The sequence below is a fragment of the Algoriphagus formosus genome (genome assembly GCF_002807035.1).
GTDB classification, from domain to species: domain Bacteria; phylum Bacteroidota; class Bacteroidia; order Cytophagales; family Cyclobacteriaceae; genus Algoriphagus; species Algoriphagus formosus.
Genome location: NZ_NIUC01000007.1, coordinates 23,357 through 36,283 on the forward strand (window position 1 = coordinate 23,357; position 12,927 = coordinate 36,283).

Here is a 12,927-nt window from a genome sequence, read left to right on the forward strand (position 1 = left end):
GCCATGCAAAAAGTAAAATTGATAGTAGGGTTTTTGGGGCTCATTTGGAGCTCAGTGCTTTGGGCCCAATCTCCTGAATTGGAGGTTGCCTGGGATAAAACCACGGTCCTGATTTTCGATGCCCCTATTCAATCCATTGACAGGGGATCGCAATGGTTGTTGGGTCAAAAGGATGCGGAGGCAGTGAATCTGCTTAAACTGAAGGCAGGAAGTAAGGATATGCCAAATACCAATCTGCATGTTTTGACCAGTGATGGGAGAATCCATGAGTTTGCGGTACGCTATTCCGAAGACCCACTGAATACCACTTGGGATTTTAGAAACAAGAAGGAGCGAGGTTCGGAGCTTAAATCTTCTTTGGGAATGAACTCCAGTGAATTTGAGGGAGTGGCCAAGAACCTGGCTTCCTTGGAGTCCAAATCAATCAAAAGGCAATTCCGCTATGAGATTTTCTTTTGGATCAAGGGGATCTATTTTCAGGATGGCTTGCTCTTTTTTGATTTGATGTTACACAATACTTCCAGAATTCCATTCCAACCTATAGGACCCGAAGTAAGGATTGTGGATAGCAGATCTTCGAAGCGGTCTACCAGCCGGGAGGTGGATTTGGAACCGGCTTTTTCTCTGGTAAGCGGGCTCAATGAAAAGGTTGGGATTGAGAGCGGTCAAGAACTAAAATCCATGGTATTGGCCTATCCGGTTTTCACGATTGCCAATCAAAAACGCCTGGTCTTTCGCTTACGGGAAGCGAGGGGAGACCGGGAACTTCAACTTAGTCTAAAGGGAAGAGACCTTTTGCAGGCCAAGTCATTACCACTACTTATCGACACACACTAAACCAACACAATTATGGACAAGGAGAATTATGAATTCCTGACAGAGAAACTCAAGTACAGCGGATTTGAGGATCAGTTAAATGCAGCACTAAAAAAGGAGATCCAAAGTGGAAAAGAAGAGTTTTCCCTTCCTTACCAAGTGAATTTGGAAGGGAAGCAAATGGATATGGATTTATCCTTTAAGAAATCCCAGATTTCTGATCGGTATTTCTTCAATAAGTTTGAAGCCAAGCTCCAAAACCCGGAGACAGGGCAGGAACCCAAGACCCATACCTTTTACCAAAATCAGGGAATAACGGTAAAGGAAGCTTTCAATTTATTGGAGGGTAGGGCAGTGGAGAAATCCCTTTTGGGAGCAGACAAGGAACCTTTTAAAGCTTGGCTGCAGCTGGATTTGAGTAAAAAGGATGAGAAGAATAACTTCCCCATCAATCAGTTCCATGAGAAATATGGATACGATTTAAAGGAGGCCTTACAGAAGTTTCCCATCAAGGAATTGCAGGATGAAACCAAGATGGACTGGATGCTGAAATCCCTGAAAAAAGGGAATACCTATCCGGTAGTTATGGAAAGAAAGGGGATGGAGGAGATTATGTTTGTGGAAGCGAATCCCAAGTTTAAATCCATCAATGTCTATGATGTCAATATGAACTCGGTGAAGAATTCCGAGATTCTGGGAGCGAAGCAGACTGTTTCTTCGGATCAAAAGGAGGGCTTGGGAACTGATAAAAAAAAAGAGTTGAACAAGCAGGAGAAAACGAGTAAATCTGTTGCCTCGGACGAAATGCCAGGACAAAAAGCAGCCCGGCCGAGAAAATCCAGAGGAAGAGCAATTTGATTTCTTGGTTTTCGTTTTAAATGTATCTCTGACCTACAGGGGTGTTTTTGGACAGAATCCGGCCTTGCGCGAGCGAGGTCGGATTTATTTTTTTAGGATTGATGACTGAGAAGAACGGAGTCTTTTTTGAAATCAATTTGAAAGGATATGACTGGTCTCAGAACAATACCGGAAAACCTACCATGAATCTGGATAGAAATGCTAATTTTATCAGTATTGATGAAACCTTAAGAAATGAAAATGGGATAGCCAACAAAAAAGCTTGATTCAGAGATTATGTGTTTCCTAGTATCCGGTTTTAATATCAAAGCAAAAAATATTTTTTAGGTAAGTATTTAGACTGATCCGAAAAATCTGTATTTTCAACTTGTTGTTTCTTTTTTGATTTTTCTTTTTAAACAAGATGATCGGGCAATCTCAAAAATCCAGCATCCGTATCCAAAAACTTTGGCATAGAGGAAACTATCAGATTGCCGTTCATATTGATTGGAGAGACCAAAAAGCCAAGAGTTCCATCCAACAACTTGGAGCAAAGTACAGCAAGACCCACAGCTGCTGGTATATCCCCTATAAAAGCAGTTCCTATCAAGAGCTTAAAAGAAATTTTGAACATATCGAAATTCTTGCTGACCCATTAGCTAAGAAACCTGTTCAACCCAAGGCAACTCCCGACAGTCGGGATGAAAATTTGCCCATAGCGCAGCAGCGCGAATTGCCATCTCAGACAAAGAAATCTGATGGTTTGGCACATAAATCTGAAAGCAAACAGATTGATCCGAGGTTGAAACTGCAGGTGCTGCCCGATGTCGGGAAGTATTGGGTGCTCAAAATCCGCTATGTACAGCAATATGTCCAAGCACTTAAGAAAGTAAAGGGTGTCTATTGGAATCAAAACCAAAAGGTCTACATGATCCTTCGCCATGCAGAGGTAAAGCAAAAAGTCGAGGCTATCTTTGGGATTACCATTTTTCCTGAAAACTTCTACTATCGGGATCAAACTAAAAGTGACCTGAACCTGGAGGTTGGCGCCTACGAATCCGATAGCCGATTTATGTTGATCCGGCATTCGGGAGATTTTAGAGTATCGGATACTTTGCGCAGACTAGCAAATTGTAGATACAGTAAAAAACAGGATGGATATTTAATCCCGGCAACACCCAAACACCTTGAGACACTGAAATTACTGCTGAGCGAATTTGACCCTCAGATCATTTGGCATGTGGATCAATCCTATCTATCGCCCAAAAAGGCTTTGAAATCCAAAAGCCTGGAACTGATCAAGACCAAGCAAAGCCTGCTGGAAATGATTCCTGAACATGCATCGGAATACCTGGAGGAAATGGTAAACATGCTGATGGCGATGAACTACAGTCCCAAAACTATAAAAAGCTATAGCGGAGCCTTTATTAGTTTTTTACGAAGTCAGGCCTATGCAGATCCCAAGACAATGGATCGAAAGCAGATCATCAACTATTTGGCCTCCCTGACAGAGCTCGGGCTCAAGTCATCCAGTGGGCATATGATTGTCAATGCCTTGAAGTATTATTATAGGCATGTCCTGGAATGGAATGATACCGAGCTATGGAATATCCCCCGTCCCAAAAAAGAGAAAACCCTTCCGAAGGTATTAAGTATCGAAGAGTGTAAGCGGGTACTCCAGGCAGTGGAGCAGCCTAAGCACAAATTGATTTTACTGATTGCCTATGGATCCGGTCTTCGGGTATCTGAGATCTGCAATTTGGAATGGGAGCATTTGGATTTTGATAGGCATCGAATCAAGATCGTAGAAGGGAAAGGTAAAAAAGACCGCTATGTAATGCTGCCTTTCGCTACCCTACGTTATTTTGAAATCTATCGAGGCATATACCAAACGACCAAATATGTATTTGAGGGACAAATCAAAGGGGAGCCTTACTCTACTTCAAGCTGCGGAGCGATCATGCGAAAAGCTGTAAAAAATTCCAATATTGGCAAAAAAGCAAGTATTCATACGCTGAGACATAGTTTTGCCACGCACCTATTGGAAGGTGGTACGGATATTCGATTTATTCAGAAGTTATTAGGTCATTCTTCCATCAAAACCACTACCGTCTATACCCATGTCAGCCAGAAGCAAAACGATCGAATAGAGAGTCCATTGGACCGAATAATCAGAAAAAATTTATAAATAGTTACATATCATTGAGGATATTTACTAGTTATGCGGCAGCTTAAAAGACGACACCAAACCAAAAAAAATCACCTTGACAACCACCCGACTTTGAACTACGAAGGATGAAATTTTTCAGGGACAACTTCCAGCATTTCCAAAAAACAGTTTACCCATTGACTTGGAGACAAACAAACAATTTGAGCATTAAGGTTTAAACCGAATTTTTCCGAAATTGACCTGACCTGACTTTTCCTGAAAATCGACTTTAAAGCTGTTTTTACAGATAAATCAGGTTTCTCTAACAGACAGGAAATAAATGCTAAGTATTTGGCTTTAAACTTAAAATCAAAAAATAAGTGTTTTCTTTTAATGTTTAACAGGGCTGATTTGACAGTTGGCGGTGGCAAGAAACTTTCAGGACCTACCTCATAGACAAGTTTCAAATCAAAAAAAGTATGATAGAAAACGGTATATGGATTGTAAAGCTTCCTCGAAAATAACTTTTGTGTAGGTTCTAACTGAAGGATAATGGAACCTCCCAGAAAATTTCCAAGACTCTCAAACATCAGGATTTTGAAAATATCGGAAGTAATGCCATAAGGAATATTTGACACCACTTTGAAAGGAAATTTCGGAACTGCAAAATTCCTAAAATCACAACCGACAACTTGAACATTTCGGGCATCAGAAAATAATTTTCGTAAATGTTCAACCAAAGCTGTGTCGTTTTCAATAGCAACAACATTGTTGGCGATTTTTAATAAATGAACAGTAAGAAACCCCTTGCCTGCCCCAATATCTAAAACCGTATCCTGATTACTTATATTTGCTTGTCTTATTGCATCTTTTATTAGCACTTTATCAATAGTAAAGTGCTGACCCGTAAAACGAACGGGCAATTTCTTTTTTGTCATTAGTAACTTCTTACAGGTGAATACTTGAATTCAAATCACAATTCATAATTCAAAAATTGAAATTGCTTGACTGCAAATTTAGTAACTTTGCTTGACAAATTAACGAGAAAGAAGAGAAAATGAAAGCCGACCGCATAACATCACCTATACGCAAGCAGGGGGTTCGTGCTTCGTAAGACAGGAAAGTGGTAAATTTGAAGTTCAGTTCTTCGTAGGAAGTTCAGTGGTTAAAATCCCTGCCTGCGTATAGCTGAGAAACGTTAGGTGCAAGCGTAGGACGACAGACAATCACTGAAACAAAGTGACATTTGTAACAAACTAAAAGAATAAATAAACAGAAATTTGCAAGAAAAGAAATGACAGAAAATATAAAACTCGGACTTAAAGAAAACTGGAAGCAGTTTACCATTTTGGTAATCGTAAACGCCTTTGTAGGCGGTATGATAGGAATGGAAAGGACTATTTTTCCGCAATTTGCCGAATTGGAATTTGGAGTAGCTTCAAAAACCGCTATACTATCATTCATTACAGCCTTTGGTATTACAAAGGCAATTGCCAACTATTATACAGGACGACTTGCCAACAAATTTGGACGCAGAAATTTACTTCTATTCGGTTGGCTTCTCGCAATACCCATTCCTTTTATGCTCATATACGCTTCAAGTTGGAGTTGGGTGATTTTTGCCAATGTGCTTTTGGGTGTAAGTCAAGGACTTACTTGGAGTAGCACAGTTGTAATGAAAATAGACCTTGTTGGAGAAAAAGACCGTGGTTTTGCAATGGGCTTAAACGAATTTGCAGGTTATTTTGCCGTTGGCGTAGTAGCATTCTTGACAGGTTATATTGCTAACACTTATGGTATTACACCTTATCCATTTTACATAGGCATTTTCATTTCAATTGTTGGTTTCATATTGACCGCCTTATGGGTAAAAGACACAAGGGTTTTTGTTCATAAAGAAAGTGCAACCGACAACACCGCACAACTTGACAATGTGTTTTTGGAAACTACTTTTAAAAACAAAACTTTGAGTTCTGTTACACAAGCAGGACTTGTAAACAACCTGAATGACGGAATGATTTGGGGCTTACTTCCAATCGTTCTGTTTTCGTTAAACTTCGACAACGAAAATATTGGAATAATCACAGCCATTTACCCAACAGTTTGGGGTATCGGACAACTTTTTACGGGTAAAATGTCTGACCACTACTCAAAAAAAGCAATGCTTTTTTGGGGTATGCTTTTGCAAGGTTTAGCCATTTTACTTATTCCATTCAGTAGCGACTTTTATGTTTTGGCTTCCATTTCAGCAATTTTAGGTTTGGGAACAGCATTGGTTTATCCAACTTTCTTATCCACCATTGCACAAGCGACAAGCCCGAAACAACGAGCAGAAAGTATTGGTTCTTTCAGACTGTGGAGAGATTTAGGTTATGCCTTTGGAGCAGTAATTTCAGGCATTACCGCTGACTTGTTTGGAGTCGAATATGCCATTTTCCTAATTGGTGGATTGACCATTATTTCTTCACTCATAATTAAGTTCCGTATGCCAAAGCAAATAAAAACCATAAAAGAGTGTATTGAAGTTGATGAAGTAAAACAAGCACTTCAAGCGAATAAAAAAATTCAAATCATTGACGTAAGAAGTAAAGAAGAATACGAACAATCTCACATTCCAAATGCCTTAAACATTTCACTTCAAGAACTGAAAGATAAAATTTCACAGCTTGACAAAAACTTCCAGTTTGTAACAGCTTGTGGAAAAGGTGGTGGACGTTCAGCAGACGGAGCAAAACTTTTAAAAGAATATGGACTCAATGCAATTTGGCTTTGTGGCGGAACGAATAGATGGTTGAATATCAATTAGTAAGACAAAAAAGCCAGCACCTAACAATGTATATAAAAAATAGGCGACATAGTGGTAATACCAAGGGTTTTGGCTCGTATCAAACTTTGTGCTTAATCGAAAGTTTAGTGCTTCGAAATCGCCTACTTTTCATATACTAACCGTTAGCGGTCATTTTAAGACGACAGAACTTCAACGGACAATGAAGCAGAAAAGACGAGCATATTACAACGAAAATTGGTTTGACTTTTCTGAAAAAGTTCAAAGAAGAGACGGCTATAAATGCTTGAAGTGTGGAAGAAAAAAAGGAGAAGTTATTTTGCAGACACATCACAAACTTTATAAACGTGGACTTGAAGTTTGGGAATATCCGCTAAGCGACTGTTTGACACTTTGTAAAGGTTGCCACGCTGAACAACACGGAATTAAAGAACCATCTGACGGTTGGACTTTAATTTCAATAGACGACTTAGAAGGGCTTTACGGCATTTGCGAAAAAAATGGTTGTGGGACAGAAATTAGATATGAACATCTAATTTATCATCCCAACTTTGGTTACAAGACAGTTGGGAGTACTTGTGTTGAGTTTTTGACACGTGAAGACCAATTATTAAGTCAAGACGTTTTAAAAGTATTTAAGAAAATTAGTGATTTTATTCAAAATTCAGATTGGGAAACGGCTTACACAAAAAACAACAAGAAATATTATTTCACGACACATTTACATCATCAAATTAGAATTTATGGGAAAGACAATTTTTTCGCATATCAAATTGCACTAAAACAAAAAGGTGAAAAATGGTTTGAGTTTGGCGACTTTATTAGAGCAACAAACAAGACTTTTGAACAGGTAAAAGAACTTGGTTACATCGTTCTTAAAGGGACAATCACCGAGAACGAAGAAGAAAAAGACATTTTGAGAAATATATACAAGAAAATAAGATAAAAGACGAGCTAACTCATTAATATAAATAGATATAATGGAAAAAATACTAGCATTTATAGACCTTCTTGGATTTAGCCAAATGGTTAATAATGACGAAAATAAAGCAAGAGTAATTTTGAATGACTTTTATAACATAGCATTTAAAGAAATCAAAAAAAGACCAAGTGTAAATGGACATTTATTTTCAGATTCACTATTAGCCTACTCTGACTCAAGGGAAGACCTAATAAATTGCCTTGCTGCAATTTATCAGAAATGCCTATTAAAAAATGATTCTTACACAGAGTTATCAAAGTTTTTTCTTCTACCTCGTGGAGCAATGAGTGTAGGGATTGTGAATGTTGAAGATAGACAAACAGCCCCAAACCTTACAAAAGATTTTATTGTAAGTCAAGCTTTAGTTCATTCAGCAAAATTAGAAACTCAAATTAAGGGTAGCCGACTGCTAGTAGCTGTTAAAAACGAACAACAACAGCAGATGCAGATTGATTGGAATAGAAATATAAGATATGGACTTTATCAAGATGATGCCTTTACATTTCTTGAAAACTATAAATACAAGGATGTTTTATGGTTTTCATCATTTGATGATGGAACAAATCACAGAGACAATCTTATAAACTTAATTGACATTGCAATAAAGTTAGTCAAAGACAATTCACGAAATGAAAAGGTGCTTTTGCAACACATTTGGACATTAAGAATTGGTCTATTGTCGTATTCGAAATATTTAGGACAAGAAAGCGACCCTGTTTTAAATAGAATAATAAGAGAATTTAAAGCAGACCAATATTGGCTTTTATGGATGACACTTATAGAAATGATTGTCAATAGTACGAATGAATGGAAGTATGCAGCAAGTAAAAAAATGGTTGACTTCTACAAAAAGACTAGTTTAAAAAAGGGATGGAGCAACCTAATTGAAGAATTAAACAAGCCAGGTGAACAGTACGCTTTAAAATGCTTTGAGAAATTTATTGATGAAATGGCAATACGGACAATATAAAAAACGAACCGCTAACAGGCGTTTGGCTCAATGGCGGGTGAAGTGGTTAATTGAACATTCTACCTCGCATCAACTTTTGTGGTGTATTGACAGTTTTGTGCTCCGAAATCCGCCACTGCGCCAAGCGCCAAAACGTTGTGCTTAATTAGAAATGACTGACGAAAACGATAAATACACTAAAGTTCTGTTCCGATACCACAGTAATGTTTTGGACGAAGTAACTGTGGAAACCATGTGGGCAATCAAAATTGACGAGAAAAACGGAATTTATAAGTTGGACAGTATTCCGTTTTATGGACCGCTAATCGCAACGGATGATGAATTCTATGCAGAATTTGACGAATCAGAACAAACTCTAACTTACCGTGAGACTACCAAGCATTCAGGGAACTCAATTGTTTTAGTCTCAATAACTAAAGAAGGGATTAATAAAGAGAACATTCGAGACGAATTTAAATCTATGGGTTGTACATCAGAAGGATTGAACGAAAGTTACTTTTCCATGGAGATACCAGTTTCTTCTGACTATTCAATGATTAAGAAAAAATTAGATGAATATGAGAAACAAGGGATATTTGAATATACCGAACCATGCTTGTCTGAAAAACACAGAAATGAAATAAAAAACTAAGCACAACAAAACCTATACGCAATGCCCTTCGGAACACTGCGCATAGCCAAACCGTTGTATGCAAGGCTAAAAGACCGAATTACACAGAAATAACCTGATTAGAAATTTGAAAAGATGGGTTGAAAATATTGTCTCATTTATTGAAGATTGGTGCAAGAAAAAATTAGTTTTTGCCCGCCCGCTTCTGCCCTACGGGACAGTTGGGGAAGCCCTCGCACATTGCACACATTTGCAAATCGCACAAGCTGACCCACAATCCAAAATTTGCAAAAGAGTGCAATCCTTCCACTTCACAAAGACCATAAATTATGATTGAAAGTATTTTAATTGGAATTGCTGCAAATATTATTACTGGAGTTGGTCAATCAGCTCTTAAGAAAATTGTTAATAATGGTAGTTTAGAAGAAGAAATTCAAAAAGCTTTTGATAATGCTTTAAACCAATGGACAGTTAATTATGGTATTAAGGAGAAAGAAAAAATATTTACTAAAAGTAGATTTTCACTTTTATTAGAATGTGTTAAAGAGCCAGAGAAGATTAATACACTTGAAAAAAGTACCGCTGACATAATTACATTTTTTAAGTTGGAATTGCAGAAAAGTACAACAGCTTGGAATTTTATAGAGGACATACATTTTCAAACTGCTTTAAATAAACTAAATTCATTAGAGCTACATATTAAGGAGTTAAATTCTTCATTTATTAATCAAATAAAGGCAATTGAAAAAACATTTGATGATGCTTTAATCCCATACTTTGAAGCATTCAAATATCAATTAAACGAAAATAATAATGATTTACCTAACCAATTTCACAACACATTCATTGGAAGAAAAGCAGATCTAGACAATATTGATTATTTAATCAAAATGTCAGATAAAAAAATAATTTCGGTCGTAGCGGATGGTGGATATGGCAAAACCAGAATATGTATTGAATACTTCAAGCAATATATTGACAATGAAGATAACTATGAAGCTTTTGTATTAGATGTTAGCGCATATAAAAGTTTGAATTTTGCAAACCAATTGAAAAGTGAAAAACATATAATTGTTCTAGTCGATGATGCGCATAAACATCCAAATATATTAAATGACATTATCAATACGGCTAATCGACATGATAATGTGAAAATTATGCTTACTGTCAGAAAAGCAATGTATGAAGATACTATTAAAGAACTGGCTACACATAACAGAAATATTGGTATTCAAAAGATAGAACGGTTAACCTATGAAGAAACACAAGAATTATTTAAATCGCAATTACCTGGATTAAAAGAAATAGAAATAAAAAAATTATCTGACGAGTCTAAAGGTATTCCGATTGTTGTGCTTGGTCTATGTTTAGTAACTTTAAATGGAAAATATAAATCTGACTTGTCTGAGGAAGCTAATTTCAAACTTTTTGTCAGGGAATTAAAGAATCAAGTTATAAATGATATTCATATTAAATATTTAATAGACAAAGAGAAAATAAATAAAACAATTCAATTGTTAAGTTTTTTCTCACCTATTAAAAATTCGGAAGAGGAAATTCTTGAACTTTCCAAACTGAATGATATTGATGTTGGCGAAACTAATTTGTTATTAGACTATCTAGAGGAATATGAATTCATCGCAAGGAAATCAGAAATCTATATTAAACCAGACCCTTATAGTGACACAATACTATTAGATTCAGCGACAAGAATCAAATATTTGCTAAAAAAAGACATCAAGATTTTTATTGACCGTCTTATTCGTAACCTTGTTGAAGTCGAACAATCGGAAAGGCTTGATTTTAGTATCGATAACTTACTACTAGATTTTGTGTCTTCTTTTAAAAATAAACAAACTGATAATGAAGAAGGCATAAGTATTTTAGTTTCGAACCTTGAAACACTAAAATCATTCACATATAAAAAACCTAGAATTTGTTTTCTTGCAATAAAGGACCTAATTAATAGCAAGGCTGCTTCTGATGAATTCTGGCATAAAGAAGAAGTTCATTTTTTCTATACTAAATCCTTTAAGGAAGTACATGAAAATATTGAAACAATACTATCTATAGCAGCATTAAACTCTCATAAGGTTACAGAACTTGATGATATATATGAATTACTATTGGAATATAAAACAAAAAAGGTTGAGAGCAATATATTTCAACAGGTTTTTAGGTATAGAGTTTATGACTTTTTTGAATATGGCTATCGACCTTATTCACCATGTGAAAGACAAACATATCTTATTAACAAGCTAAATGATTCCTTAAATGATGTTATACCAGAACTATTTTTAGCCAATCACATTTTTAACTCCATAAAAACTTTATTGGTTCTTGAATTTGAAGGAGAATCATATTATGACAAATACACACATGCATTTTCTTGGGGGAGGCATTTTGTTATATCCAATAAAACAACAGAACGTATAAGAATTGATGCGCTAAATTTGATGTTCAAGCTTTACCTTCTAACTCGCTTTGAGAAACACTCAGAAGCATACTTTGACGAAATATTACGAATCTTATTTTTCATGGCAGAAGATAAAAGAGAAAAATATGTATTTAATCAAAAAGCGGAAGTTGAACTAGTTATTGAGTTTTTGAAGAAAGTATTAGGAAATAACCCAAGTATGACTGAAAGAAGTAAAGTGATTCGTCAATTAAAGATATTTGAGAGAAGGGAAATAAAGGATGAATATAAGGATACAGCTGATACGTTACTTGCATTATCAGAACATGTAGAAACCCCCAAAGACAGGCTGACTCTTTTATTCTTGGATGAGTATTTTTCGCTTAGAAAAAATATTGAAACAATATTGAATGAAATTATTGAGCAATATTCTGACATAAATAACTTTCTTAGAGATATCGTAGAAATAAAGTTAGAATTAACACAAAAAGACTTTACAAATTTCCATGAGGTGCTATCTCATTTAATTTCAAACTATCCCAAAGAATCGAAAACACTTCTTGACCTTGTAATAGAAAATTATCCAGAACAATCTTGTGATTTCTCAACATTAATTAAAGCTAATTATAAAGACTCGGAATATTTTTACTCAACAATTGAAAAAATATGGAATCTTGAATATGAATGTGTAAAAGGTTCGGTATTATGGATGCTAACCAATGGAAGAAATAGGGAAACTGAATATTATAATGAAGATGATTTAAAATATGTTGAATATGTAGTTGAAAATAAAATGGTTCAAGCATTATGGAGCATTTCATTCACGCTCCCTAAATATATTTTAATTAATCCCCAGAGAACTCTTAGTATTATTTCTAGAATTTTTATAATCAGTGAAAATGAAAGGGAAGATGGACATTTGCTCCATTCAATTTTTGAAGATAAAGAAATCTTAGACAACCATTCCGAATTGATAAAAGACTTTGTATTCAATTCAACATTAGAAATACCCTTGGATTCTCACTATTTAGAGAAAGCATTAAATTTCTTAGAAAATTACTTTGGTTTTGAACTTCTATTCTTGTATTTGAAAAAGAAGGTTGAAACTATTACAAAGCAAAGTAAATACATTAGTCTATCCTATCATAAACACTATAACAATCCAGAAAAAGAACAACTTCAAACAGAAAAGGATTTTTTAAAAGTTGTTCAATGGTACGGTGAGTTGTTCTTAACCGCTTAAATAACTGGACCAGTTTTGTTGCCTAAACTTAGGAACAAAATGATCGAAGACTTAATTAAAAACGCACGACTTTCATCCAGTGGCCGTAAGCTACTGACCTCACAACAAAAAGCCTTTAT

General features: G+C 35.7%; 10 protein-coding genes. 9 read left to right on the top strand and 1 reads right to left on the bottom strand.

The annotated features are described in order from the left end of the window. Positions 1–3: 3 nt before the first annotated feature. The 4 genes from CDH51_RS19855 to CDH51_RS19870 all read left to right on the top strand — a co-directional run bounded on the left by CDH51_RS19855 (position 4) and on the right by CDH51_RS19870 (position 3,841). Positions 4–837: a DUF4138 domain-containing protein gene (locus CDH51_RS19855; protein WP_100630320.1), complete on the top strand. Its 834-nt coding sequence runs from the start codon at positions 4–6 to the stop codon at positions 835–837. A 12-nt stretch (positions 838–849) separates the two neighbouring features. Then, positions 850–1,674: a hypothetical protein gene (locus CDH51_RS19860; RefSeq protein ID WP_100630321.1), complete on the top strand. Its 825-nt coding sequence runs from the start codon at positions 850–852 to the stop codon at positions 1,672–1,674. A 101-nt stretch (positions 1,675–1,775) separates the two neighbouring features. Further along, the gene (locus CDH51_RS19865) at positions 1,776–1,940 is read left to right on the top strand and encodes a hypothetical protein (RefSeq protein ID WP_157807184.1); all 165 of its coding nucleotides are present in this window, start codon (positions 1,776–1,778) and stop codon (positions 1,938–1,940) included. 137 nt (positions 1,941–2,077) lie between these two features. Then, on the top strand, positions 2,078–3,841 hold the full coding sequence (locus tag CDH51_RS19870) for a tyrosine-type recombinase/integrase (protein WP_100630323.1): 1,764 nt from the start codon (positions 2,078–2,080) through the stop codon (positions 3,839–3,841). Between the two features lie 98 nt (positions 3,842–3,939). On the opposite strand, the gene erm(F) is transcribed toward CDH51_RS19870, so the two are convergent. Then, entirely contained in the window at positions 3,940–4,740 is an 801-nt protein-coding gene (gene erm(F) / locus CDH51_RS19875; protein ID WP_042005545.1) for a 23S rRNA (adenine(2058)-N(6))-methyltransferase Erm(F), read from the bottom strand. A 356-nt stretch (positions 4,741–5,096) separates the two neighbouring features. Here erm(F) and CDH51_RS19880 point away from each other — a divergent pair, with 356 nt between their 5' ends. From CDH51_RS19880 to CDH51_RS19900, 5 genes are all read left to right on the top strand, one after another. Continuing rightward, positions 5,097–6,608 (top strand): MFS transporter, encoded by a 1,512-nt coding sequence (locus tag CDH51_RS19880; protein WP_157807185.1) that lies wholly within the window; start codon positions 5,097–5,099, stop codon positions 6,606–6,608. A gap of 181 nt (positions 6,609–6,789) precedes the next feature. After that, positions 6,790–7,533, top strand: a complete 744-nt coding sequence (locus tag CDH51_RS19885; RefSeq protein WP_100630324.1) for an HNH endonuclease — start codon at positions 6,790–6,792, stop codon at positions 7,531–7,533. A gap of 34 nt (positions 7,534–7,567) precedes the next feature. Next, positions 7,568–8,539, top strand: a complete 972-nt coding sequence (locus CDH51_RS19890) for a hypothetical protein (protein WP_100630325.1) — start codon at positions 7,568–7,570, stop codon at positions 8,537–8,539. Between the two features lie 151 nt (positions 8,540–8,690). Continuing rightward, positions 8,691–9,170, top strand: coding sequence for a DUF4265 domain-containing protein (locus CDH51_RS19895; protein ID WP_100630326.1), 480 nt, complete (start codon positions 8,691–8,693; stop codon positions 9,168–9,170). A 308-nt stretch (positions 9,171–9,478) separates the two neighbouring features. Beyond that, positions 9,479–12,808: a hypothetical protein gene (locus CDH51_RS19900; RefSeq protein WP_100630327.1), complete on the top strand. Its 3,330-nt coding sequence runs from the start codon at positions 9,479–9,481 to the stop codon at positions 12,806–12,808. Positions 12,809–12,927 lie beyond the last annotated feature (119 nt).